The following is a 24951-nucleotide window of genomic DNA, read 5'->3' as shown; positions in this document are numbered from 1 at the left end:
CTGCGCTCGATCACGGCGAGGAAGAAAGCCATGACGACAGGTACTCATTAGCTGAAAGAAAGGGGCAAGCATGCGTTCGACCATAGGAGTACTGCTGGCAGTACTGATCAGCCCACTGGCTCAGGCAGAGCTGCTGGACGAAATCGCCGACCGCGGTGAACTGCGTATTGCCGTGCAAGCCGACAACTCGCCGTATGCCTTCAAGCAGGACGACCACTTGACCGGTTTCGACATCGAGTTCGGCCAGGCACTGGCTACAGAGCTGGACCTGCGCGCCGAGTTCATCGAAGCCCCGGCACCGGACGTGATCCCGGGTGTGGAAAGCGGCAAGTACGACGTAGCGCTCACGCCTGCCAGCGAGGCCCCCAAGGCCGATAGCCCGCTTGACGCCAGCCAGTCATTCGGCGGCGAGCAGAAGCTGGTGATCCCCTTCCAGCAAGACAACCCCGCGTTCGAAAGCGCGCTCAACAACGCCCTGCAGCGCCTCAAGGACAGCGGCCGCACCGCCGAGCTTGAGCAAAAATGGTTCAGCCCCTGACCCCAGCGGCAGCCACACCGGTCAGCGGCGGGGCGCAGCTTGCGATAGCACGCACCCCAGTGCCTGCTCCGCCTCCGGCAGCTCCAGCTCGCTGAACACCTGCACCCCGGCCCGCAGCAACAGGGCAGCAGTCACCCCCTGCCCGGCCACCTTCACCCCACTGAAGGACCCATCGTACGTCAGCAGGTTGCCGCACGATGGGCTACCGGCCTTCAGCACCGCCACCTGAATGCCATGCCGTTGCACCAGCGCCAATGCCTGGTGTGCACCTGCGAGAAACGCGGGGGTTACATCCTCCCCCAGCAGCGTCAGCACCTGCGCATGGCCATCGAGCACCTGCGTGCCCTGCCCGCCCGGGATTTCTGCAGCGGGCCGCGGCGTGGGCAAACCGCCAGCCACTTCTGGGCACAACGGCACCACTCGCCCCTCTGCCTGCCAACGCTGCAGCAGGTCAGGGTGGCCGCTGGCACGCCCGTCATAACGCACAGGCTGGCCGAGCAGGCAGGCGCTCACCAGCACCTTGGGCAATTCAGAACGGGTCATTGCCGCGTCGCCTGTACCAGCCGGTCAACGACAACCGCTCGCGGCCTGCCGGCAGTACTTCATGGGGCACATCGCCCGACAGAAACACCACCAGGCAGCCGGCCACAGGCTCGACATCATGCTCAACGCCCTGGGCCAGGAACATGCGCAACTGGCCGCCGTCCTCGGGCTGCCAACCTTCGTTGAGGTACAGCACTGCCGACACCGTACGCCGGTCATCGTCGCGAAAGCGGTCCAGATGGCGGCGGTAGAACGCACCCGGCGGATACAACGCAAAATGGCACTCGAAGTCTTCCAGGCCGAGGAACAGGCCCTGGTTGATCGCCAGGCGCAATTGGTCCATCGCAGCCAGGTACTGGTCGCAGGCATCGGCCTGGCCCGGGTCGACCCACTGGATCTGGTCGCCGCGGATGGCTTCACGCACCTCCTGGGAGGCGCCGCGCCCTACGCCTGCAGGGTTCATCTCACCTTCGGCATTACGCCGCCGGCATTCGCTCGCAAGCGCCCGCACCAGGTCGCCGGGTAAAAAAAGCGCTTGCTGGGACCAGCCACGGGTGGCCAGATCGTCGACGACGGCCGCTAGCATCGGGTTTTCAGGGGAATTTTGCATGGCGCATCATATCCATTCGTCAGATCGGCGCACAGCGCCACTTGGCCGAGAACCACGCACATATCTCGACAAACAGCCGCTGCCACACAGACAATAGCCACCTGCCGACAGGAGTCTTGAATGCGCCGTCTGTTTTCCCTGATTCTGCTGATGATCTGCACCGTACCTGTCTGGGCAGATACCCTGGATCAGCTGTACAAGGTCGCTGGCTGGCCCGACCAGCGCGCCCACTTCACCGATGCCGTCACCGCCGCCCAGCAGCGCTACCGCAACAGCTTGCCGCCGGCCGTTTACCAGGCGCTGGTCAGCAACAGCAACCAGCGCTTCCAGGCCCAGGCCATGGACCGGCGTGCCCAAGCCCAACTGCGCACCGCCTTGCCCAACCCGGCGCCGGCCCTGGCGTTTTTCCAGTCGCCCCTGGGCCGCAAGGTGGTGGCCGCCGAGCTCAAGGCCACGCGCAAGGATGAACTGGCACGCAATGCCCAGGGCCTGCCAAAGATTCAGGCCAGCGATACTCGCCTGCTGATCATCGGCCACCTCGCGCAAGCCCTGCCGGCCCGGGAAGCCGGTGCCGAGGTCAGCCTGGCCATCGCAGGCGTGGCAGCCGACAGCCTCAGCTCCATGATCCCCGGCCTGTTCGGCGGTGGTCAGGCACAGGGCCTGCTCGACGGCCAGCGCCAGCGCCTGATGAACCAGATTGGCGAAGACCTGAACAACACCCTGCTGTACGTCTACCGTGATTTGTCGGATGCCGAGCTGGAAGAATTCGCCACCTTCGCCGAATCTGCCGATGGCAAGGCGTATTACCAGGCTGCCCTCACCGCCGTGCGCGCGGGGCTGGCTGTTGGCCAGGACGCCAACCAGCTGAATTGATCAGCCTATCTGCAGGTCGAGGAAATCGAAATAGCGCTGGCGGATAGCCGGTAGCTCGTTTGCCAGGTGATGGCGGGCCCCGGGCAGCATCAGCACCCGGGGCGTGTCGAACTTGGCCTTGAGCACGGCGAGGTTGTACGGCCAGTCCACAGTGCCGTCGTTCTCCCCTTGCACGATCACCGGGTGCCGTGCACTGCAGGGCGCGGCTTCTATGCGTTTGATCCAGGCGATCAGCGCGCCCACCCAGGCCGTGGGCAGGCGACGGGGCTGCAGCGGGTCGGCCTGAAGAAACGCCAGGAATGCCGGGTCATTGGTGTTGTCGCTGAAGCGCCGTTCGATACCGTTCACAAAGTGACGCAGCACCTGGTAGCTGAACTTCGACCAGCCCCAGGCACACGGGCGCACCAAGGGTGCCAACAGGATGACCTCGCCATCCACAGGGCTGTACTCGGCCTGGTGCAACAGGTGGTCGACGGCGATTGCACCACCGGTGCTTTGGCCGCACAGGTGCCACGGGTGGGGCAGCCGCAGTGCCCGAGCTTGTTCGAACAGGGCGTCGAGCACCTGCTGATACACCGCAAAGTCATCGATGCTGGCACGCTCGCCGCTGGACAAGCCATGGCCCGGCAGGTCGCAGCTGATCACCGCAAAACCATGTTTCAGCGCCCAGGCAATCACATGCCGGTACAAGCCCATGTGGTCGTAATAACCGTGCAGCAGAAACAGCGTTGCCTTCGGCTGCAGGGGCGACCACACCTGCCCCACCACCTCGAACCCAGCAACGGGGAAGCTGCCCAGCCAGCTGTGCACGGGCACATCCAGACCATAGAAGCGTTGATAATGCTGGGCATGCGCCGACAGCGGCTGGCGCGCGCCGAGAGGGGCCAGGCTGGTGCGCAACAGGTCGGGGTGAAAGGCAGCGGGCATCGGGTACATCCACAGTGCAACAAGTATTGACTTGGGATATTCAGCTCATGGCCGCGCCGTGGCAAGCTTGCCGTTCACCCCACACGAGCCTGCATCCGGTTCATGAATACCCGAACCCTCAAAACGTCGTGCCTGGCGCTTGGCCTGATCGTGGGCGCAGTCATCCTCTGGCAGGCCTACAGCAGTTTCCAGGCCCGCTACCTGCGCCCGTTCGACAACCAGGCCACGGTGTTCGATGGCAGCCAGCTGCAGTTGCCTGCAGCGCTTGCGGGCCCCGGGCCCATCCGCGTGGTGCATTTTCGCGACCCGGCCTGCCCCTGCAACGTTGGCAACCAACAGCACCTAGCCGACCTGGTTGGCCAGTTCGCAGGCAAAGGCGTGAGGTTTTATGTGCTGCAAAAGCCTGGCAGCCAAGGCCGCATGCCTGCAGACCTGACCGCCTTGCAGCCCCTGGCCAGCCTGCCGGGCAGCGAACGGCTGCCGGCCTCACCTGCGGTCGCCATCTGGGACCGCCAAGGCCATCTGGCCTACTTTGGCCCCTACAGCGAGGGCGCGGTGTGCAACGCCAGCAACAGCTTCATCGAGCCGATCCTCAAGGCACTGCTCGACGGCCGCCAGGTCCAGGCATCCAATACCTTGGCCGTTGGCTGCTATTGCCCGTGGGCCGGTTGACGGATACGCGCCGGGTTGCCCACCACCACAGCGCCCGCCGGCACGTCACGGGTGACCACGCTGCCAGCGCCCACCACCGCATCATCGCCAATGGTCACGCCAGGCAGGATGATCGCCCCGCCGCCGATCCATACATTGTTGCCAATGGTCACCGGCCGCCCGCTCTCAAGGCCGGTGCGACGCACCTCGGGGTCCAGGGGGTGGTCAGCCGCGTAGATCTGCACGTTGGGGCCGATCTGGCAATCGTCGCCGATGCGCACAGGCAGTACATCGAGAATCACACAGTTGAAGTTCATGAACGTGTTACGGCCCACACTGATGTTGTAGCCGTAGTCGCAGTGAAACGGCGGGCGAATCACCGTGTTGTCGCCGATGTGGCCGAGGTGCTCGGCCAACAGCCCATGGCGGGCTTGCGAGGGCATCTCTGCACCGCCGTTGTACCGTAGCATCCACTGCCGGTTGGCGCTTTGCTCGGCCTGCAGCTCTGGACAGGTGGCGTGGTACAGCTGGCCTGTCAGCATTTTCTGTTTTTCGCTGAGTGACATGGAAACTCCTGCCTGGGGGCTATGCTCTTTTCGCGAATGTGTCGATGATCGGACCACACAATCTGCCCAATCACTCAAAGGAGACTGCATGAAGCGCGGCCTGGCCCTGTTGGTTGTCGTTATCGCCCTGGCCGTCGGGGCTGGCTACGTATACGTACAGGGCAAACTGCCGCGCCGCGACGGCGAGGTAGTGGTCGCCGGCCTGCAGGCCCCCGTCAGCGTGCGTTACGACACCCGGGGTGTGCCGCACCTGCAGGCGCAGAACGAGCCTGACCTGTACCGGGCACTGGGGTACGTGCACGCCCAGGACAGGCTGTTCCAGATGGAGATCCTGCGCCACCTGGCACGGGGCGAGCTGGCTGAAGTGCTGGGTGAAAAACTGGTCCCTACAGATACCCTGTTCCGCAGCCTGCGCATCCGGGAGCAGGCCACCCTGATGGCCCAGCGTCAAGACCACCAGGCCCCTGCCTGGCGCGCACTGCAGGCCTACCTCGCCGGGGTGAACAGCTGGCAGGCCAGCCACCCAAAGCCCGTGGAGTTCGACTTGCTCGGCATCAGCCCGCGCCCCTTCACCGCCGAGGACACCCTGAGCATCGCCGGGTACCTGGCCTACAGCTTTGCCGCCGCATTCCGCACCGAGCCTGCACTCACCTTCATCCGCGATCAGCTGGGGCCTGAGTACCTGGGCATCTTCGACCTCGCCTGGCAACCAGGCGGCGCACTGGGCACGCCGCTGGCGGCTGCCGACTGGCGCAGCCTGGAAACCCTGGCCACGGTCAGCCACAACGCGCTGACGGCATTGGCCGTGCCGCAGTTCGAAGGCAGCAATGCCTGGGCAGTGGCCGGCAGCCGCACCCGCAGCGGCAAGCCGCTGTTGGCCGGCGACCCGCATATCGGCTTTGCAGCGCCGGCAGTGTGGTATGAAGCGGAGCTGTCGGCACCGGGTTTCAACCTGTACGGGTACTTCCAGGCCCTGAACCCTTTCGCCTTGCTGGGCCATAACCGTGATTTCGGCTGGAGCCTGACCATGTTCCAGAACGATGACATCGACCTGATCGCAGAAAGGCCCAACCCAGCCGATGCCCAGCAGGTACTGGTCAAGGGCCAGTGGCAGCCACTGGAGCACAGCGAACAGACCATTTCCGTAAAGGGCGGGCAGCCGGTCACCCTGCAACTGCGCCGCTCCCCCCACGGCCCGATCGTCAATGATGTGCTTGGGGAGTCGGCGGGCAACACGCCCATTGCCATGTGGTGGGCGTTTCTGGAAACCGAAAACCCCATTCTCGACGGTTTCTACCAGCTCAACCGTGCCGACACCCTGGGCAAGATGCGCCAGGCCGCCGCCCAGGTGCATGCACCCGGTTTGAACTTCGTGTGGGCCAACGCCCGTGGTGATATCGGCTGGTGGGCGGCGGCGCGCTTGCCGATCCGCCCTGACGGTGTGAACCCGGCATTCATCCTCGATGGCAGCAGTACCCAGGCGGACAAACTGGGTTTCTACCCCTTCAGCGCCAACCCGCAACAGGAAAACCCTGCCAGTGGGTACATCGTTTCGGCCAACTACCAGCCGCCGGCCGTCATGCCGATACCCGGCTACTACAACCTGCCCGACCGGGGCCGCCAGCTCGATCGCCTGCTGGCAGACACGCAAACCCAATGGAACACCGCCAACAGCCAGGCCCTGCAGCTCGACACCTCCAGTGACTACGGCCCGCGCACCCTGGCGCCACTGCTGGCGACACTGCGCGCAGTAGCCGAGGGTGATGAGGAAAAGGAGCTGGTGGAACAGTTGGCGGCCTGGGAGGGCGACTACCCACTGGGCTCCATCAACGCCACGGTGTTCAACCAGTTCTTGTATGAGTTGGCATTTGCCGCGATGCATGACGAACTGGGTGACGCCTGGTTCCCGGTACTCATCAGCACCCGAGCCATCGACGCTGCCTTGCCACGCCTCGCCGCCGACGCCGGTTCCCCCTGGTGGAACACCCGCGGCGCCAGCCAGCCCACCGACCGCACCGGGGTTGTGCGGGTGGCCTGGCAACAGACGGTGCAGCACCTGCGCAAGGCCCTGGGCGACGACCCCGCCAGTTGGCAGTGGGGCAAGGCGCATACCCTCACCCATAACCACCCGCTGGGTGTGCAAAAGCCCCTGAACCTGCTGTTCAACGTGGGCCCGATCCCGGCCCCTGGCACCCACGAAGTGCCCAACAATCTATCGGCCAAGATCGGCCCCGCGCCGTGGCCGGTCACCTACGGCCCGTCCACCCGGCGCCTGATCGACTTCGCCGATGCCAGCCAGGCACTGACCAGTAACCCGGTCGGGCAAAGCGGCGTGCCTTTCGACAAGCACTACGCGGACCAGGCCGAGGGGTATGTGCAGGGGCAGTACCAGAAAACACAGATGGGGGCCATTCCGGCGCACAGTACCTTGAGACTCGTGCCTGGCGGTTGATCAGCGGGGCTGCTACGCAGCCCCGGCCAGCCCGTCACCCCTGCCACTTGCCGCCTTCTACGATCACACTCTCGGGCTTGGTGTCGTCGCTCAGCTCCTTGCGTACATATTGGTCATACAGTTTCAGCAGGAACTTCTCTTCGCCCAGCTTGGCCAGCTCGGCGTTCACCCAGTCGCGCAGTTCGGTGTTGCCCTTCTTCACCGCCGGCGCAATGGGCGCCTCATCGCCCAGCAACTCAGGCAATACACGGTAGCCCGGGTTTTGCTTGGCCCAGCTGAACAGGATCAGGTTGTCCTGGGCGTAGGCATCGCCACGGCCGGTGGCCAAGGCCTGGAGCGACTCGCTGTTCTTCTCGAACTTCAACAGCTTCCAGTCCGGATGATGCGTTGTCAGCCAGATATCAGCTGTGGTGCCCGTGGTGACGATAATGGTCTTGTCGGCTAGGTCGTCGAGTTTCTGCACCGGGCTGCCATCGGCAACAATGGCTTGTACCGCCACCCGCAAATTGGGGTTGGTGAAATCCACGGCCTCTTTACGTTCGGGGGTCACGGTCATGTTGGCAAGGATCAGGTCCACCTTGTCGCTCTGCAAGAAGGGGATACGGCTGGCCGGCTCCACGGCAACAAACTCGACCTTGTTCTCGTCACCCAGCAGGTCCTTGGCCAGGCGACGGCCAATGTCGGTATCGAAGCCAACGTAGCGGCCCTTTTCGTCAACGAAACCGAACGGCGGCTTGTCGGTGAATACCCCGACGATCAGCTTGTCCCTGGCCTTGATGGTTTCCAGGTAACTGGTAGCCGGTGATGCCACACCGGGTTTGGGCGGCTCGTCGGCCTTGTTGCAGCCGGCAAGCAGGGCAAGGCCCAGGAGGGGTGCGAGCAGTTTGGTGTAGTGGGCAATTCTCATGACAGTTCCTTGTGCAATGTTTTCGGCAGGGTTTCTACGAAGGAGAATTTCTCCAGGAACTGCTGCGCGCGTGCGGTTTGCGGTTGGGTGAAGAAGCTCTCGGGGTCGCCCTGTTCAAGGATCCTGCCGGCCTCCATGAACACGATGCGGTCGGCCACCGCGCGAGCGAAGGCCATTTCGTGGGTAACAATCAGCAAGGTCATGCCGTCACGGGCCAGGCCCTGGATCACCTGCAGCACTTCCTTGACCATTTCCGGGTCGAGCGCTGCGGTGACCTCGTCGAACAGCATCACTTCGGGGTTCATGCACAGCGAGCGCACGATCGCGATGCGCTGCTGCTGGCCACCAGACAACTGCCGTGGAAAGGCGTCGCGCTTGTCCAGCAGGCCGACACGCGCCAGCAATGCCTCGGCCTGGGCCTGGGCCTCACCGCGTTCACGCCTCTGCACCTTCAACGGGCCCAGCAGCAGGTTATCCAGCACGCTCATGTGGCCAAACAGGTGGTAGCTCTGGAACACCATGCCGACACGCTGGCGAACCGCGCGCCAGTCCGTACCGGGCGCCAACAGCGCCTGCCCGGCAAGGCGCAACTGGCCGCTGTGGGCCTGCTCCAGGCCGTTGAGGCAACGCAGCAGCGTGCTCTTGCCGCAACCGCTGGGGCCGAGGATGACCACGACTTCCCCGGCGGCCACTTTCAGGTCGACGTTTTCGAGCACCTGGTGCTCACCGAAATACTTGTTGAAACCCTGAAATTCGATCAATGCGTTCATGAGTGGGCCCAGCGCCGTTCCAGCACGCGTGAAGCGGCCGACAGTGGATAACAAACGATGAAAAAGAACAGAAACAGCGCCCCATAAATGAGCACCGACTCGTAGGTGCGCTCGATGATCTGCTGGCCCGCCTTGATCACTTCGACCACGCCGATCAACACCGCCAGCGAACTGGTCTTGATGATCCGCGTGTAGATATTGATGGTGGGCGGGGTCATGCGCTTGAGCGCCTGCGGCAGCAGCACGTAGCCGTAGAGCTGCCACCCCGCCAGGCCGATCGACAGGCCCGCTTCACGCTGACCGCGTGGCAGTGAGCGCAGCGCGCCGCGTACCACCTCGCCGACTTCACTGGCACCCCACAGGCCCAGTACCAGTACGGCGCACCAGAAGCTGGGAATGCTGATGGCAAAAAAGATCGGCAAGCCGAAGAACACCAGGTACAGCCACACCAGTACCGGGATGGCGCGAAACAGCTCCAGGTACACCTGCAGCGCGATATCCAGCACACGGCTGCCCAGGGTTGCCAGTACGCCGTACAGCACACCCCCCAACGTCGCGAATACAATGCCCAGCGCAGAAATAGCCAGGGTTTGCGCGGCGCCGCCTGCCAGCTGCGGCAGCGCCTGGGTCAGCAGCTCAATTGCCGAACTGGCCATCTTGCAGCCTCCGTTCCACGTGACGCAGCAGCAATGAAAGGGGTAGGAACAGCAACACGCAGAGCAGGGTCAGCACCGTGAGCATTTCGTAGGTCTTGTAGTACAGGGCAATGTAGTTCTTGGTGGTGTAGAGGATCTCTGGCACCGCCACCGCCGATACCACTGTGGTTTCCTTCAACAGGAAGATGAAATTTGCGAACAGTGCCGGCAGGCTGAGGATGCCGGCTTGGGGCAGTACCACGTGGCGCAGCAACTGCCCTTCGGACAGCCCGATGGAGCGCCCGGACTCAAGCTGAGCCTTGGGGACGGCTTCGACACCGGCTCTGAGCACCTCGGTCAAGTAGGCGCCGCCCATGAAGGTCATGGTGATGATCGCGGCTGCAAACCCGGAAACCTTCACACCCAGGCTTGGCAGGGCGAAGTAGATGAAGAACAGCTGGATCAGTAGCGGTGTATTGCGTGCCAGTTCCACATAGGCTTTCACCAGCCGCCACAGGTAGGGAACACGCAGGACCAGCAAGCTGGCGTTGATCAGGGCAACCAGCAGTGACGTGGCAATGGCGATCAGGCCGACCTGCAACGTCACCCCAACGGCCTTGAGAAAAGTGGGTAGTGTGCTGAGGATGAAGGCGGTGTCGAGGGTCATGGGAGCATGTCTACAGGGTGAGGGGCGGCACGACAGATAGACTCTAATGCTCTAAAAGACTTTAGATAAATACCTTTATGGAATATCCATAGTTTGCGTATGAAGGGGGGCCAAACCGCCACCCGCAGCCCGCCCAATGCCCCAATAAATAAAAACGCCGACACATCAGTGTCGGCGTCAGGTCACACTACCAGCAGCAAACGCATCAGAACGCTGGCAGCACAGCACCCTGGTACTTCTTGGCGATGAATGCCTTCACCTCGGGGCTGGTCAGGGCCTTGGCCAGTTTCTGCATGGCGTCGCTGTTCTTGTTGTCCGGGCGGGCTACCAGGAAGTTCACGTAAGGCGAGTCGCTGCCTTCGATCACCAGCGCATCCTTGGCCGGGTTCAGGCCGGCTTCAAGGGCGTAGTTGGTGTTGATCATGTCCAGGTCCACCTGGTCCAGTACGCGGGGCAGCATGGCCGATTCAAGCTCGCGGAATTTCAACTTCTTGGGGTTCTCGGCGATGTCCTTGGGCGTTGCCAGGGCGTTTTTCGGATCCTTCAGGGTAATCAGGCCTTCCTTCTGCAGCAGCAGCAATGCACGGCCGCTGTTGCTGCCTTCGTTGGGGATGGCAACCGTGGCGCCTTCTGGCAGGTCTTTCAGGCTCTTGAATTTTTTGGAGTAGCCACCGAAGGGCTCCACGTGTACGCCGATCACGGTTTCCAGGTGCGTGCCCTTGCCCTCGTTGAAGCTCTGCAGGTACGGCAGGGTCTGGAAGTAGTTGGCGTCCAGACGCTTCTGGTCTACCTGCACGTTAGGCTGCACGTAGTCGGTGAAGACCTTGATCTGCAGGTCCACCCCTTCCTTGGCCAAGGTCGGCTTGATCAGCTCCAGGATCTCGGCATGGGGTACGGGGGTTGCAGCAACCACCAGTTTTTCGGCGGCAGCGGCCAGGCCGGCGAACGACAGGGCGGCAGCCAGGGCGGTGGTCAGCAGGGTCTTCTTCATGGTGATCCTTGTTCTGAATGCGGGCCATCGGCGATGGCAGATATATGTGCCTACCGACGATTCAGCGGGCGTGAGGCGGACAATACCTAGATTTTTTATGCCGGAACAATATCTTTTAATTAGCTGCTTATTCCAAAATCAAAATGCCACCTACCCATTTGCTTATTAGCGCGTGCTACCGCGCAGCGCTGGGCAAATCGAGGTCTTGAGGCAGGATCTCTTCCCCGTCGTTGACCAGCAAGGCAAAGTGGATAACGTTCTCCAGTTCCCGGGTATTGCCCGTCCAGGGGTGAGCCTCAAGTAACTGCTGCGCCGCCTCGCTCACCAGCGGTACCGACCGTTGCAGGCGAACGCTGTAGATCCCCACGAAATACTCGGCCAACGCCAGGATATCGCCGGGCCGCTCGCGCAAGGGTGGCAACTCCAGCGCACCTTCGCGCAAGTATTGATACAGGCGCTCATTGAACCGCCCGGCCTTGACCACCCGGGCCAGGTCGATGCTGGTAGCAGCCACCAGGCGGACATCCACCGGCTGCGGCTTCTGCGCGCCTACCCGCGTCACTTCACGGTTCTCCAAGGCTGCCAGCAGCTTGCCCTGTATGGTCAACGGCAGGTCAGCAATTTCGTCCAGGTACAGCGTGCCGCCGTTGGCCGAACCGAACCAACCGGCGCGGCTACTGGCCGTGCCCCCCTGGCTGCCGGCGCTGTAGCCGAACAGCTCGGCATCGGCGTAGGTCGCACTGATGGCGGCGCAGTTGACCGAGACGAACAGGCCGCTGCGGTCACTGGCGCGGTGGATCTGGCGGGCCAGCAGTTCCTTGCCCGAACCTGTTTCACCCCGGATGAGCACTGGCAATGGCAGTGGTGCCAGGCGTTCCAGGTCCTCACGCAGTTGCTGCGAGCGGGGGTCGATGAACACCAGGGCCTTGGCACGAATGCTCAGTGGGCTCTTGTCCAGTTCGGGAAAGGTCAGCAGCGGCTGGCCAAACGGGTTTTGAAACGTCATGACAAACTCCCACACCGGCCCTGCTGGGCCCGGCTTCACGCCGACAATAAACAGAAAAGGCTGTCAGGCACGGCGCAGTGCGCGCTGCTCCACCCGGCTTTGCAGGCGGTACAGGTAAGCGAAACCGCCCTCCCAGCGCTCATGGCCTGACTTCACGTTGATGTGCCCCGCATTGCTCAGCAACCCCGCTTCGGCACCCCAGGCCTGAGCCAGCGACAGCGCCCGCGGTACGCTCACCGCCGGGTCGTTGTCGGAGCTGACGACCTGGCTTGGAAACGGCAGTGGCGCGCCGGGGATGGGCGCGAAGTTGCGCAGCGCCGCCGCGCAGGTTGGCCGCTCCACATCGGCCGGCGCCACCAGCAATGCCCCCCGTACCCGCCGTAGCAGGCCGGGGCTGGCTTGCGCGGCCCAGTGGGCAACCGTGATGCAGCCAAGGCTGTGGGCAATCAGGATAACGGGCGAGCGCTCGGCGGCAATCGCCTGCTCCAGCGCCTGCACCCAGTCCTGGCGCTGCGGGGTGAGCCAGTCGTGCTGCTCCACCCGCGCGCTGTTGGGCAGGGTGCGCTGCCAGTGACTCTGCCAATGGTTGTCTGGCGATCCTTGCCAGCCCGGCACAATCAGGTAACGAATTGACTCATTGCGCATGGGACGCCTCCAGGGGTGTTTGCGTGCTTGGAGACCAGTATAGGGTGGGGGTTATATTCGTAAAGGAATAAGAAGCTATTTGTTAATAACTAAAACTTTAAACTGTGGGAGCGGGTTTGCCCGCGGCGCCTGTTACCCACAGCGGCGAAAAAAAGGGCCATCCCCTGCCAAGAGATATGGCCCATAAGCATTGCCTGAAGAGGTTGATGGCATCAGCGCGCAGTAATGACCGCCAGTTTGCTGATGCCGGCACGTTCGATGGCGGCCATGGCGCGCGCCACCTCACCGTAGTTCACGCCGTCGTCGGCCTGCAGTTGCACACGCAGGTCAGCATCCTTGGCCTTGGCGGCCTTGAGGCTGCCTTCCAGCGCGTCAGGCTGGATCTCGTCCTTGTTGATGAACAGCTTGCCGCTGCCATCGATGCTGACCACCAGCGGGTCCTTCTGCTCCACCGGGGCCACGGCCTCGGTCTTGGGCAGGTTGATGGGGATGGCATTGGTGAGCAGCGGTGCAGTGACGATGAACACCACCAGCAGCACCAGCATTACATCCACCAACGGCGTCACGTTGATTTCGCTGAGGACTTCGTCGCTGTCCTGGGTCGAGAACGCCATGTCAGGAGGCCTCCTTCACGGGCTGGGTAAAACCACCCTGGGGCTTGTGTACAGCCGGGTGGACCAATACGCGGAAGGCACTCTTCTGCGCCAGGCTGTAGAAGTCGTGGGCGAAATCGTCCAGGTCAGCGGCTGTCAGCTTCAGGCGGCGCAGGAAATAGTTGTACACAAGCACCGCCGGCACGGCCACGGCGATGCCCACGCCGGTAGCAACCAGCGCAGCGCCAATCGGCCCGGCTACGGTCTCCAGGCTCGCAGAGCCCGCCGCACTGATGCCCTTGAGCGCCTCCATGATGCCCCACACGGTGCCAAACAGCCCGATGAAGGGTGAGGTACTGCCGATGCTCGCCACCACCGCCAGGCCGGTTTCCAGCGAACGCCGCTCACGCACGATCTGCTGGCGCAGGGCCCGCTCCAGGCGGTCCTGGTGATTGATGGCGTGGCTCAGGTCACTGGCCTGGGCATCGCCTACTGCGATGGCAGCGTAACCGGACTGCGCCACCCGTGCCGCAGGGCCTGGCAGCTCGTGGCTGAGTTCGGCAGCCGAGTCCAGGCTGGACGCCGCCCAGAATTGTTGATGGAAGCGTCTGTCCTGATTTTTCAGGCGCACGAACTGCAAGGTTTTCACCAGGGCCAGGCCCCAGGTGACGACGGAAAAGCCGACCAGCAACCAGATGACGGCGCTTTCTACGGACTCGAGGGGGGATGCCAGCACGCTCATGGGATGTCTTCCTGTGTTCTGCAAAGGGGGAGTTAGCGAAGCTTGAAGTCGATGGGCACACTGACCCAGCCGGTCTGGGCAACGTCACCCTGCTTGGCGGGGACGAAGCTCCAGCGCTTGACTGCAGCCAGGGCTGCGGCGTCCAGCGCATCACGGCCACTGCTTTTCTGGACCTGGATCTGCCCGGGCTTGCCGCTGGGCAGCACTTCTACACGCAACAGCACCGTGCCTTCCCAGCCCCGCCGTTGGGCCATCTGCGGGTAGTCCGGCGCCGGGTTCTTCAGGTAAGCGGCGTTGGCCGAGGCCGGTGTAACCGGCGCGGGCGCAGGTGGCGCTGGTGTGGCCGGGGCCGGGGCCGCGACCGGAGCTGGTGGTGGAGCCTCCACCGGCTTGGGCTTGGGTGGCGGCTTGGGCGCCTGCTTGACCACGGGTTTGGGCACGGGCTTGGGTTTTGGCTTGGGCTTGGCAGCCAGCTCGTCAACCACCGGCGGCGGAGGTGGCGGCTCGACCACCGGCGGTGCAGGTGCAGGCGGCGGGGGCTCGACCACAGGCGGTGCGGGTGCCGCGAACTCGATGGTCATGGGCGGCACCTGTGGCGGCACCACAGGCAGCTCGGGTGTGGGTGCTTGGCTGATCCAGTAAGCGGCAGCGCCGTGCAAGGCCAGCACCAGCAGCCCCAAGGCCAATTTGTCCCGCCGTTTGAGGCCGCTGACGGGTGAGCGTTGCAGGCGCAGTTGGCCAAGGGGAAGGCGCGCAGTGCGTCCAAGCTCGACCAGTTCGCCCGGTGCTGGGCGCCATGGCAGGTCGTAGGCCCTGACGGCCGAGTGGGCATTACCCATTGATGAAACTCCTGGGGCTGGATTCAGGTAAGTGGCTGAATCATCGGGCCAGAGGCATATCTCTGAAAGTAATGTTTAAATTTATTGTTATAACTTTATTGAATATTGGTTTGGTAGGGTTGCGCGAAGGGCCCAGTTTTACGGGGCTTTGCAGGCGGGGGGCTGAAATGATGCAACGTAGGCATTAAAACTATTCGTCAACGGCATGGAAGATGCCCCTGTAGGAGCGACCGCCAGGTCGCGATGGGGTGTTGTAGGAGCGACCGCTAGGTCGCGATGGGCTGCATAGCAGCCCTAAGGGCATAACCCGTACGGGGCTGCTGCGCAGCCCATCGCGACCTAGCGGTCGCTCCTACGGCACCCCATCGCGACCTGGCGGTCGCTCCTACGCGCTCCTACGCGCCCCTACAACGGCAGCTTCGGCCGGAAGAAGAGGGTTTCGCCACGGGCCAGGTCGGTCAGGCTGTCGTGGTCCTTGACCACTTCGGCCTCGATCAGGTCGCTCTGCCCTTCCACCTTCAGGGTGACCCGCGTGGTGGCACCCAAGGGCCGGATGTCACGCACCTCGGCGGCCTGATGCCCTTCGGTTTCGTGCCGCGACAACGACACTTCGTGCGGGCGGAACAGCACATGGTGGCCCTCGCTCAATGCCAGGCGGTTCGAATCCCCGAGGAAGTGGTAGACGAAGTCGTTGGCCGGTTGCTCGTACACCTCACCTGGCGAGCCGATCTGCTCGATCACGCCCTTGTTCATCACCACAATGCGGTCAGCCACCTCCATGGCCTCCTCCTGGTCATGGGTGACAAACACCGACGTCAGGTTGATGTCCTCATGCAGCCGTGCCAGCCAGCGGCGCAGCTCCTTGCGCACCTTGGCGTCCAACGCCCCGAACGGCTCATCCAGCAACAGTACCTTCGGCTCCACCGCCAATGCCCGCGCCAGAGCGATACGCTGGCGCTGGCCACCGGACAGCTGTTCCGGGTAGCGGTCGGCCAGCCAGTCCAACTGCACCATGTTCAGCAGTTCATGCACCTTCTCGGCGATGCGGCTTTCACTCGGGCGCTCGCCCTTGGGCTTCATGCGCAGCCCAAAGGCGACGTTGTCGAACACGCTCATGTGGCGGAACAGCGCGTAATGCTGGAAGACGAACCCCACGTTGCGGTCACGCACGTCGTGGCCGGACACATCCTCGCCATGGAACACGATGCTGCCCTGGTCCGGGGTTTCCAGGCCGGCGATGATGCGCAGCAAGGTGGTCTTGCCGCAGCCCGACGGGCCAAGCAGGGCGACCAGCTCGCCACTGTTGATATCCAGGTTGATGTTGTCCAGGGCCTGGAAGCTGTTGAAGCGCTTGCTGACGTTACGAACTTCGATCGACATGAATCATTCCTCCGCGGCGCTGTGGCGCAGGCGGTTAATACGGTTCTCGCTCCACTGCTTGAGCAGCAGGATGAAGAGCGCCAGGATCAGCAACAGGCTGGCCACGCTGAAGGCCGCCACGTGGTTGTATTCGTTGTAGAGGATCTCCACATGCAGCGGCAAGGTGTTGGTCACACCGCGGATATGGCCGGACACCACCGACACCGCGCCGAACTCGCCCATTGCCCGCGCGGTACACAGCACCACGCCGTAGATCAGGCCCCATTTGATGTTGGGCAGGGTCACGTGCCAGAACATCTGCCAGCCATTGGCCCCCAGCAAACGTGCGGCTTCCTCTTCCTGCGTGCCCTGCTCCTGCATCAGCGGGATCAGCTCACGGGCCACGAACGGCACGGTGACGAAGATGGTGGCCAGGACGATGCCCGGCAGGGCGAAGACGATCTGGATGTCGTGGTCCTGCAGCCACGGGCCGAGCAGGCCCTGGGCGCCGAACATCAGCACGTAAACCAGGCCGGCGATTACCGGCGATACCGAGAACGGCAGATCGATCAGGGTGACCAGGATGCTTTTGCCACGGAAGCTGTACTTGCTGACGCACCATGCCGCGCTGACGCCGAACACCAGGTTGAGCGGCACCGATATCGCCACTGCAAGCAGGGTGAGCCGCAAGGCCGCCAGTGCGTCGGGTTCGAAGATGGCTTCGAAGAAGGTGCCGAAACCGTTTTTCAGCGCCTGCGATACCACAATCACCAGCGGCAGCAGCAGGAACAGCGCGAACACCAGCCAGCCAAGGCCGATGAGCACCCGGCGCGAGGTGGCGCTGCCGCGGCGGGCGGCATTGGCAGCGGCGGTTGCATTCAGGGATGAACTGGACATGCCGGCCTCCTTCAAGGGGTTTCGATGCGGCGCTGCAGCAGGTTGATCAGCAGCAGCAGGATGAAGGAAACCACCAGCATCAGCACGCCGATGGCGGTCGCGCCGGTGTAGTCGTACTGGTCGAGCTTGACCATGATCAGCAGTGGCAGGATCTCGGTCTTCATCGGCATGTTGCCGGCAATGAAGATGACCGAACCGTACTCACCCACGCCACGGGCAAACGCCAGGGCAAAACCGGTGAGCCAGGCTGGCAGCAATGCCGGCGCCAGCACATGGCGGAACACTTGCAGCGGCTTGGCACCCAGGCACGCAGCGGCTTCCTCGACCTCGCGTGGAATGTCGGCCAGCACCGGCTGCACCGTGCGCACCACGAACGGCAGGGTGACGAAGGTCAGCGCCAGGGTGATGCCCAGCGGGGTGTAGGCGATCTTGAAACCAAGGTCGGTGGCGAACTGGCCAACCCAACCGGCCGGCGCGTACAGGGCGGTCAGGGCGATACCGGCAACCGCGGTGGGCAGGGCGAACGGCAGGTCGATCATGGCGTCGATGATCTTGCGGCCGGGGAAGGTGTAGCGCACCAGCACCCAGGCCAGCAGGGTGCCGATCACGCCGTTGATGATGGCCGCGAACAGGGCAGTGCCGAAGCTCAGCTTCAACGCGGCGATCACTCGCGGCGCGCTGATGATGGTCCAGAACTGCTCCCAGGTGAGCTGGGCGGCATGCACGAACATGGCGGCCAGCGGTATCAGCACGATCAGGCTGAGGTACACCAAGGTGTACCCCAGCGTCAGCCCGAAGCCGGGTATGACGGGGGAAATGCGACGTGACATAAATATCCCTGGTTGAACGCACGAGGCCCGGCAGTCATGCCGGGCCGGTGCTGGCTTTCGATTCTGGGGCTGTCACACAGCCCCGCATCATCCTGGCCGCTTACTGTGCCTGATAGATCTGGTCGAAAACACCGCCATCATTGAAGAACTTGGGTTGCGCAGTCTTCCAGCCACCGAAATCCTTGTCGATCGTCACCAGGTCCAGTTTCGGGAACTGCTTGCCGAACTCGGCCGCCACCTTCTCATCACGCGGGCGGTAGAAGTTCTCGGCGGCGATCTTCTGCCCAGCCGGGCTGTACAGGTGTTTCAGGTACTCGGTGGCAATTTCCGTATTACCCTTTTTCTCGGCGTTCTTGTCCACCACCGCAACCGGTGGTTCAGCCAGGATCGACAGCGACGGCACCACGATGTCGAACTTGTCGGCGCCGCCGTCTTCCTTCAGCGCCAGGAACGCTTCGTTTTCCCAGGCCAGCAGCACATCGCCCTGGCCATTGTTGACGAAGGTGATGGTGGAGCCACGCGCCCCGGTATCCAGCACCGGCACGTGCTTGAACAGTTCCTGCACGTAGGCTTTGGCTTTCTCTTCGCTGCCACCGGTTTTCAGGCCATAGGCCCAGGCCGCCAGGAAGTTCCAGCGTGCGCCGCCGGAAGTCTTCGGGTTGGGCGTGATCACCGAGACGTCTTTCTTGATCAGGTCGCCCCAGTCCTTGATGCCCTTGGGGTTGCCCTTGCGCACCAGGAACACGATGGTGGAGGTATAGGGGGTGCTGGCATCGGGCAGGCGCTTCTGCCAGTCCTCGGGCAGGGTCTTGCCCAGTTTCGCGATTTCGTCGATATCACCGGCCAGGGCCAGGGTTACCACGTCGGCACGCAACCCGTCGATCACCGCACGGCCCTGCTTGCCCGAGCCACCGTGGGACTGCTGGATTTTCACCTTGTCGTCCGGGTGGGACTGCTGCCAGTGCTTGATGAATTCGGCGTTGTACTGCTGGTACAGCTCACGGGTGGGGTCGTAGGACACGTTCAGCAGTTCGTAGTCCTTGGCGACGGCGGAACCGGCAAAAACAGCGCTGGCCAGGGCGGCGAGTGCATAGCGGCGGATGGACATGGTGAAGCTCCCGATTGGCATTTTTCTAGTTCTGAAGGGTAAGGCGGGTCAGCTGGGCTTGTTGCCAGGCTGTTGCAGGCGGAATTTTTCCTTGCGTTCGATCTGCACCACCTGGGCGTTGTGCACGGTGATCTCCACCGCACCGAAACGCAGGTCGCGCAGGGCGCTCTGGATTTCCCGCAGGATGGTGGCTTCGTCCTGACCGTCGATACTGCGCAGCGATGCACTCATGCTCGTTCTCCTTGGAGTGAGGTGCCGGGCTGAGAGATGGGAAGGGGAATGCGCCTGGCTTGAGGGCAATAGTAGTGAGGCGGGGATATTCTTAAAAATACTGTTTAAGAATGTTTATATAACCAAAAATCTTAGGCCGGTTTTGAGGTGAGAAACCTGATCCCTGTGGGAACGGGCTGGCCCGCTCCCACAGGTTTTCATGTCAGGTTGGGCGCTGTGCTTGCGTAGTATTTTCAGGCTCGCGGATCTTGTACCACGCCACATACAGCGCCGGCAGGAACAACAGCGTCAGCAAGGTGGCGACGATGATGCCACCGATCATGGCGTAGGCCATCGGCCCCCAGAACACTTCCCGGGCAATCGGGATCATGCCCAGGCTCGCGGCGGCTGCCGTCAGCAGGATCGGCCTGCGACGGTGGTTGGTAGCCTCCACCACAGCGTCCCAAGGCGAGAAGCCCTGCGCTTCGAACTCGTCGATCTGCGTCACCAGAATCACCGAGTTACGAATGATGATGCCTGCCAGCGCCAGGATGCCGAGAATCGCTACGAAGCCCATCGGCGTACCCGTAGGAACCAGCGCCAGCACCACGCCAATCAGCCCCAACGGTGCCACGCTGACCACCAGGAACAGCTTCTGCACGCTGTGCAGCTGAATCATCAGGAAGGTCGCCATCAGGAACAGCATCAGCGGAAGCACCTTGGCGATCGGGCCTTGCGCCTTGCCGCTCTCCTCCACCGTGCCGCCGGTGGCTACCTCGTAACCGGTCGGCAACTCGCTAGCGAATTTCTCGATATCGGGTTTCAGTTGCGCCACCAGGTCGGTCGGCTGGATATCGCCATTGACCGACGCCTTGAGGGTGATGGTGGGCTTGCGGTCACGGCGCCACACCAGCGGCTGTTCCAGCTCGTAGCGCACCGTGGCGAACGCCAGCAGCGGGATGGAGGTGCCGCTGGGGGTGAGGATCTGCAGGTTCTGCAAGGTGTCCGGCGAGCCACGCTCGCTGTCCACGGCACGGGCGACCACGTCGATCAGGTAGATATCGTCGTTGACCTGGGTGACCGGCACACCGGTGACGATACTGTTCATCACGTTGGCCACGTCTTCCGAAGACAGCCCCAACTGGCGTGCCTTGTCCTGGGCGATCTCGATGCGCAGCACCTTACCGGGCTCGTTCCAGTCGTAGATCATCTCGCCAACATTGGGGTTCTTGTCCAGCAAGGTAGCCAGTTCGATGGCGTGCTTGCGCACCTGGTCGATGTCCTTGCCACTGACCCGGTACTGGATGGGGCGGCCAACAGGCGGGCCCATCTCCAGTGACTGCACGTTGGAACCGATGCCCACGAAGTCTTCACGCAGGCGCTTCTGCAAGCGGGCGATCAGCTCGCCGCGCTGCTCCAGGCCTTTGCTGACGATGACCAACTGGGCGTAGTACGGGTTCTGCAACTGTTGGTCCAGCGGCAGGTAGAAGCGCACCGCGCCCTCGCCGATATAGGTGCTCCAGTGGTCGATGTCCTCATCGTCCTTGAGCGTCGCTTCCAGGCGGTCGACCACCTTGCGCGTCTCTTCGATAGAGGCGTTCTGCGGCAGGTTGAGGTCGACCAGGATCTCCGGGCGGTCCGAGGCCGGGAAGAACTGGTTCTGCACATACCGCATGCAGAACACCGACAGCGCGAACAGCACCACCGTGCCGATGATGGTCAGCCAGCGGTGGCGCATGCTCCACAACAGGCCATGTTCGAAGGCGCGGCCCACCCTGCCCGGCTGGTTGTCGTGGGCCTTCATTTTCTTGGCATTGAGAATATGCACGCCAAGCACCGGCGCGAAGAACACGGCCACCACCCAGGACACCAGCAACGCCACGGCAATCACCGCAAACAGGGTGAAGGTGTATTCCCCTGCCGAACTGGCATTGAGGCCAATGGGCACGAAGCCTGCCACGGTCACCAAGGTGCCGGTGAGCATGGGGAATGCAGTGGAGGTGTAGGCGAACGTAGCTGCCTGCTCCCTGGTCTCGCCCATTTCCAGGCGCGTGACCATGACCTCCACGGTGATCATGGCATCGTCCACCAGCAACCCCAGCGCGATAATCAGCGCACCCAGCGAGATGCGCTGCATGGTGATGCCGCTGTACTCCATGAACACGAACACCATGGCCAGCACCAGCGGTATCGAACACGCCACCACCAAACCGGCGCGCACGCCCAGGCTGACGAAGCTTACCGCCAGCACGATGATCACCGCCTCGAACAGCGCACTGGTAAAGCCGCCGACCGCCTTCTCGACCACCACCGCCTGGTTGGACACCGTGTGCACGTCAACGCCTACGGGCAGCTCATGGGTGATGCGCTGCATGGTCTCTTTGAGCGCTGTGCCGAACACCTGGATGTTGCCGCCTGCCTTCATGCCGATGGCCAGGCCCAGTGCCGTTTGCCCGTTGTAGCGGAACATCGGTGACGGCGGGTTGCTGTAGCCGCGCTCCACATCGGCGATATCCGCCAGCCGGAAGAAGCGGTCGTTGATGCGCAAGTTGACGTTCTGCAGGTCTTTCTCAGAGGCGAACTGCCCGGTGGTGCGCACCGATATGCGCTCTGGCCCGGCTTCGATCACCCCGGCCGGCGTTACCGTATTCTGCGCCTGCAACGCCTGCATCACCTGGCGCTGGTCGATACCCAGCGCAGCCAGCTTGCGCGTGGAGAAATTCAGGTACAGCACCTCGTCCTGAATGCCGACCATCTCGATCTTGCCGATGTTGGGCACTTCCCGCACTTCGGCCCGCGCCCGCTCCACGTAGTCGCGAAGCTGGCGCAAGCTGAGCCCGTCGGCGGTAAAGGCATAGATCGAGCCGAACACGTCGCCGAACTCGTCGTTGAAGCCAGGGCCCTGGATACCGTCGGGGAAGTCACCGCGGATGTCCTGGATCTTCTTGCGCACCTGGTACCAGATCTGCGGAATGTCGCCGGCCTTGGTGGTGTCGCGCAGGTAGACGAATACCGTCGACTCCCCGGGGCGCGTGTAGCTTTTGGTGTAGTCGAGCGAGTCCAGTTCCTCGAGCTTCTTCTCGATGCGGTCGGTGACCTGCAACAGGGTCTCGTCCTGGGTAGCGCCTGGCCAGCGGGTCTGGATGACCATGGTCTTGATGGTGAAGGACGGGTCCTCCTCACGGCCCAGGTTGAAGTACGAGAAGATGCCCATCAGCAGGCCAACGAACATCAGGTACCAGACGAACGACTGATGCTTGAGCGCCCACTCGGACAGGTTGAAGCTTCCTTTCATTGCGCGTCCTCGTCGAAGGCGACTTTCTGGCCAGGCTTGAGGCTGTTGACGCCGGCGATCACCACTCGCTCGGCAGGCTGCACGCCGGCGGACACGACAATGCTGTCGCGGGTGCGGTCGATCAGGGTCACATCGCGCAGGGCAACGGTTTTTTGCTGCGGGTCGATGACCCACACCTGGGTTTTGCCCTCGCGCTCCAGCAATGCGGTGGCGGGCAGTTCGCTGCGGGGGGTGACCTGCGAGCTCAGGGTGACGCTGATGGCCGTGCCCAGGTGAAACGCCGCAGGGGTACTGGCCAGGGTCAGCCGCGCACGGCGGGTACGGGTGGTGGCATCGGCCCTGGGCTCCAGCTCGCGCAAGGTGGCTGTGGTGCTGAGCGCAGGGTCAAGCTGCGAGGCGACGATGAAGGTCAGGTCGGGGTTCAACTGCTCGGCAACGCCGATCGGCAAATCGATCACGGCTTCCTTCACATCGGGCCGGGCCAATGTGACCACGGCCTGGCCGGCAGTAACGGTTTGCCCCGCTTCGGCCTGCCAACCGGTGATAACGGCGCCGTGATCACTGCGCAGGGTGCTGTAGCCCAGCTGGTCACGGGCCTGGTTGACCGAGGAACGGGCCTGTTCCAGCGACGCACCGGCGGTTTTCAGGTTGGTCTGCGCAATGTCCAGCTGCGCCTGGGCTCCCACGCCACGGTCGTACAGCTGCTGCTGACGGCGGGCATCGGCCTGGGCGTTTATCCACTGCGCCTGAACGCGGGCCAGGTCACCCTCGGCTGCGCGCAGTTGGTTCTGCTGGTCGGTCGGGTCCAGGGTGGCCAGGGTGTCGCCAGGCCTGACCTGTGCGCCTACATCCAGCCACCTGCGGGCGATACGGCCGCCGACACGAAAGCCCAGGGTGCTCTCATAACGCGCCTCGATCACCCCGGCGAACCGGCCCAGCAAGGCTTCCACCTGGGGCTGCACCACCACGGAAAGTACCGGGCGGACCGGGTCAGCGGGCGGCTCATCTTCACTGCAGCCGGCCAGCAGCAGGCCTGCACACATCACCCACAGCAGCGGTTTCATAGCGGGCTCTCCGCAGCATCGGCTGCCACCTTTTCCACCTGCATGCCAGGGTGCAGCAACTGCCCACCGGTAACCACCACGGTTTCGCCCCCTTCAAGGCCCTTGCCGATCACCACCTTGCCGGTGAGATAGCGGCTGACTTCCACTTCACGCAACTGCACCTTGTCGCCCTCGCCTACCACCCATACCGCTGGCTGCTTGATGCCCTTGGTCAAGGCCGACCAAGGCAACGCCACGCTGGATTTGCCCCGGCCCTGTGTGCTGACCGTCACCGGTGCCCCCAACTGCATGGCCGCCGGTACATCCTTCAGCCCGACCTTCACCTGCACCGTGCCGCTCTGGGCAGAAACGGTGGGGGTGATCTCGCGTACGGCGCCTCGGGCCTGCACCTTGGGGTCGTCCAGCAGGCTTACCACCACGCTGGCATCGCTTGGCTGGGCCGCCAGCAGGGATTCGTAAACGTTGAACACGGCATCACGGTCGCCGTCACGGGCCAGGCCGAAAATCGGCATGGTCGCCTGCACCACCTGCCCGACTTCAGCCTGGCGCTCGGTGATTACACCGTCCGCTTCAGACACCAGCGCGGTGTAGCTCAACTGCTCGTTGGCATTGGCCAGTTGTGCCTGGGCGGCCTTGAGGGCGCTCTGGTTGCTGCGCAGGGCGGCCTCGGCGGCGTCGTATTCACTCTGGCTGGTATAGCCTTTGGGCAGGAGTTTCTGTTGGCGCACAAAAGCGGCTTGCGTCTGGGTGACCCGCGCCTGGGCAGCAAACACCTCGGCCTTGGCAGAGGTGACGTTGTTCTGCAGGTCTTTAGGGTCCAACCGCGCCAACACCTGGTTGGCCTTGACATGGTCCCCCACATCCACGCTGCGCGAAATGATCTTGCCACCCACGCGGAATGAAAGGTCCGTCTGCACACGCGCCTGTACGTCGCCGGTCAGGGTGACCCGCGCAGCGAAGTCGGCAGGCTGCACCTGCTGCACGCCTACCCTGGGCAGCGTTGGCGGCAGTTCTTCCTGGCTACAGCCGGCAAGCGCACACAGCAGCCCCAGGCCCACAACCGATAGCGCACGCGTCAACGTCATGCAGGCTCCTTTCTTGCGCGCAAAAGATTCTTGGCATGCGACTGTTAGCGTAGGTCAGGGTTCGATAAAGATCATCGACATGTTGCTTGCCTCGTACCTGGCATATTCAGAAACCCTCTACTTCGTCCCTGTTCCTGGCCTGCACTAA

The 24951-nt window shown here is 63.1% G+C and carries 26 protein-coding genes; 4 read left to right on the top strand and 22 right to left on the bottom strand.

Going from position 1 to position 24951, the window contains the following annotated elements:
- The first annotated feature begins 70 nt into the window (after positions 1-70).
- Positions 71-538, top strand: coding sequence for a transporter substrate-binding domain-containing protein (locus IAE38_RS16080; RefSeq protein WP_201218285.1), 468 nt, complete (start codon positions 71-73; stop codon positions 536-538).
- 21 nt (positions 539-559) lie between these two features.
- Here the strand turns inward: IAE38_RS16080 and IAE38_RS16075 are convergent, their stop codons facing one another.
- A complete protein-coding gene (locus tag IAE38_RS16075) occupies positions 560-1081 on the bottom strand; it encodes a DUF523 domain-containing protein (protein WP_201165462.1) in 522 nt (173 codons plus the stop codon).
- Positions 1068-1691 (bottom strand): 2OG-Fe(II) oxygenase, encoded by a 624-nt coding sequence (locus IAE38_RS16070; protein ID WP_201218284.1) that lies wholly within the window; start codon positions 1689-1691, stop codon positions 1068-1070. The genes IAE38_RS16075 and IAE38_RS16070 overlap by 14 nt, the downstream gene beginning before the upstream one ends.
- Positions 1692-1811: 120 nt before the next feature.
- On the opposite strand from IAE38_RS16070, the gene IAE38_RS16065 reads away from it, so the two are divergent.
- The gene (locus IAE38_RS16065; RefSeq protein ID WP_201165464.1) at positions 1812-2564 is read left to right on the top strand and encodes a DUF2059 domain-containing protein; all 753 of its coding nucleotides are present in this window, start codon (positions 1812-1814) and stop codon (positions 2562-2564) included.
- On the opposite strand, the gene IAE38_RS16060 is transcribed toward IAE38_RS16065, so the two are convergent.
- Positions 2565-3491 carry an alpha/beta hydrolase gene (locus tag IAE38_RS16060; protein WP_201218282.1) on the bottom strand — a complete coding sequence of 309 codons (927 nt, stop codon included), beginning with the start codon at positions 3489-3491 and terminating at the stop codon, positions 2565-2567.
- A gap of 102 nt (positions 3492-3593) precedes the next feature.
- Here IAE38_RS16060 and IAE38_RS16055 point away from each other — a divergent pair, with 102 nt between their 5' ends.
- Positions 3594-4163, top strand: coding sequence for a DUF6436 domain-containing protein (locus IAE38_RS16055; RefSeq protein WP_060480845.1), 570 nt, complete (start codon positions 3594-3596; stop codon positions 4161-4163).
- Here IAE38_RS16055 and IAE38_RS16050 read toward each other — a convergent pair.
- Positions 4142-4708: a sugar O-acetyltransferase gene (locus tag IAE38_RS16050; protein ID WP_201218281.1), complete on the bottom strand. Its 567-nt coding sequence runs from the start codon at positions 4706-4708 to the stop codon at positions 4142-4144. The two genes, IAE38_RS16055 and IAE38_RS16050, sit on opposite strands and share 22 nt — an antisense overlap.
- Before the next feature lie 88 nt (positions 4709-4796).
- On the opposite strand from IAE38_RS16050, the gene IAE38_RS16045 reads away from it, so the two are divergent.
- Positions 4797-7160, top strand: a complete 2364-nt coding sequence (locus IAE38_RS16045; protein WP_201218280.1) for a penicillin acylase family protein — start codon at positions 4797-4799, stop codon at positions 7158-7160.
- A 34-nt stretch (positions 7161-7194) separates the two neighbouring features.
- Here IAE38_RS16045 and IAE38_RS16040 read toward each other — a convergent pair whose 3' ends face one another.
- The 18 genes from IAE38_RS16040 to IAE38_RS15955 all read right to left on the bottom strand — a co-directional run bounded on the left by IAE38_RS16040 (position 7195) and on the right by IAE38_RS15955 (position 24803).
- Positions 7195-8067 (bottom strand): transporter substrate-binding domain-containing protein, encoded by an 873-nt coding sequence (locus IAE38_RS16040; protein ID WP_201218279.1) that lies wholly within the window; start codon positions 8065-8067, stop codon positions 7195-7197.
- On the bottom strand, positions 8064-8837 hold the full coding sequence (locus IAE38_RS16035; RefSeq protein ID WP_201218277.1) for an amino acid ABC transporter ATP-binding protein: 774 nt from the start codon (positions 8835-8837) through the stop codon (positions 8064-8066). Before IAE38_RS16035 ends, IAE38_RS16040 begins: the two co-directional genes overlap by 4 nt.
- Complete coding sequence (locus IAE38_RS16030) at positions 8834-9493, bottom strand: amino acid ABC transporter permease (RefSeq protein ID WP_060480850.1); 660 nt, start codon at positions 9491-9493, stop codon at positions 8834-8836. Before IAE38_RS16030 ends, IAE38_RS16035 begins: the two co-directional genes overlap by 4 nt.
- Positions 9474-10139: an amino acid ABC transporter permease gene (locus tag IAE38_RS16025; protein ID WP_201165474.1), complete on the bottom strand. Its 666-nt coding sequence runs from the start codon at positions 10137-10139 to the stop codon at positions 9474-9476. The genes IAE38_RS16030 and IAE38_RS16025 overlap by 20 nt, the downstream gene beginning before the upstream one ends.
- 205 nt (positions 10140-10344) lie before the next feature.
- Positions 10345-11130, bottom strand: a complete 786-nt coding sequence (locus tag IAE38_RS16020; protein ID WP_201165475.1) for a MetQ/NlpA family ABC transporter substrate-binding protein — start codon at positions 11128-11130, stop codon at positions 10345-10347.
- A 175-nt stretch (positions 11131-11305) separates the two neighbouring features.
- Positions 11306-12136 (bottom strand): sigma 54-interacting transcriptional regulator, encoded by an 831-nt coding sequence (locus IAE38_RS16015; RefSeq protein WP_201218276.1) that lies wholly within the window; start codon positions 12134-12136, stop codon positions 11306-11308.
- 63 nt (positions 12137-12199) lie between these two features.
- Positions 12200-12781, bottom strand: a complete 582-nt coding sequence (locus IAE38_RS16010) for an alpha/beta hydrolase (RefSeq protein ID WP_201165476.1) — start codon at positions 12779-12781, stop codon at positions 12200-12202.
- 212 nt (positions 12782-12993) lie between these two features.
- Positions 12994-13395 carry an ExbD/TolR family protein gene (locus IAE38_RS16005; RefSeq protein WP_201214847.1) on the bottom strand — a complete coding sequence of 134 codons (402 nt, stop codon included), beginning with the start codon at positions 13393-13395 and terminating at the stop codon, positions 12994-12996.
- Between the two features lies 1 nt (position 13396).
- Complete coding sequence (locus IAE38_RS16000; RefSeq protein WP_028632108.1) at positions 13397-14116, bottom strand: MotA/TolQ/ExbB proton channel family protein; 720 nt, start codon at positions 14114-14116, stop codon at positions 13397-13399.
- Positions 14117-14148: 32 nt separating this feature from the next.
- The gene (locus IAE38_RS15995; protein WP_201165480.1) at positions 14149-14955 is read right to left on the bottom strand and encodes an energy transducer TonB; all 807 of its coding nucleotides are present in this window, start codon (positions 14953-14955) and stop codon (positions 14149-14151) included.
- A 405-nt stretch (positions 14956-15360) separates the two neighbouring features.
- Positions 15361-16335, bottom strand: a complete 975-nt coding sequence (locus IAE38_RS15990) for a sulfate/molybdate ABC transporter ATP-binding protein (protein WP_028632110.1) — start codon at positions 16333-16335, stop codon at positions 15361-15363.
- Positions 16336-16338: 3 nt separating this feature from the next.
- Positions 16339-17211 (bottom strand): sulfate ABC transporter permease subunit CysW, encoded by an 873-nt coding sequence (gene cysW / locus IAE38_RS15985; protein ID WP_028632111.1) that lies wholly within the window; start codon positions 17209-17211, stop codon positions 16339-16341.
- An 11-nt stretch (positions 17212-17222) separates the two neighbouring features.
- The gene (gene cysT, locus IAE38_RS15980) at positions 17223-18041 is read right to left on the bottom strand and encodes a sulfate ABC transporter permease subunit CysT (RefSeq protein ID WP_028632112.1); all 819 of its coding nucleotides are present in this window, start codon (positions 18039-18041) and stop codon (positions 17223-17225) included.
- Between the two features lie 100 nt (positions 18042-18141).
- Complete coding sequence (locus IAE38_RS15975) at positions 18142-19149, bottom strand: sulfate ABC transporter substrate-binding protein (protein WP_028632113.1); 1008 nt, start codon at positions 19147-19149, stop codon at positions 18142-18144.
- A gap of 48 nt (positions 19150-19197) precedes the next feature.
- Entirely contained in the window at positions 19198-19380 is a 183-nt protein-coding gene (oscA, locus tag IAE38_RS15970) for a sulfur starvation response protein OscA (protein WP_012274726.1), read from the bottom strand.
- Between the two features lie 202 nt (positions 19381-19582).
- Entirely contained in the window at positions 19583-22654 is a 3072-nt protein-coding gene (locus tag IAE38_RS15965; protein WP_201165481.1) for an efflux RND transporter permease subunit, read from the bottom strand.
- On the bottom strand, positions 22651-23718 hold the full coding sequence (locus IAE38_RS15960; RefSeq protein WP_201218275.1) for an efflux RND transporter periplasmic adaptor subunit: 1068 nt from the start codon (positions 23716-23718) through the stop codon (positions 22651-22653). The genes IAE38_RS15965 and IAE38_RS15960 overlap by 4 nt, the downstream gene beginning before the upstream one ends.
- Complete coding sequence (locus IAE38_RS15955) at positions 23715-24803, bottom strand: efflux RND transporter periplasmic adaptor subunit (RefSeq protein ID WP_201218274.1); 1089 nt, start codon at positions 24801-24803, stop codon at positions 23715-23717. Before IAE38_RS15955 ends, IAE38_RS15960 begins: the two co-directional genes overlap by 4 nt.
- Between the last annotated feature and the right edge of the window lie 148 nt (positions 24804-24951).

This window comes from Pseudomonas sp. S32 (genome assembly GCF_016648095.1).
Taxonomy (GTDB): domain Bacteria; phylum Pseudomonadota; class Gammaproteobacteria; order Pseudomonadales; family Pseudomonadaceae; genus Aquipseudomonas; species Aquipseudomonas parafulva.
This window is presented reverse-complemented; position numbering and strand designations above follow the sequence as displayed.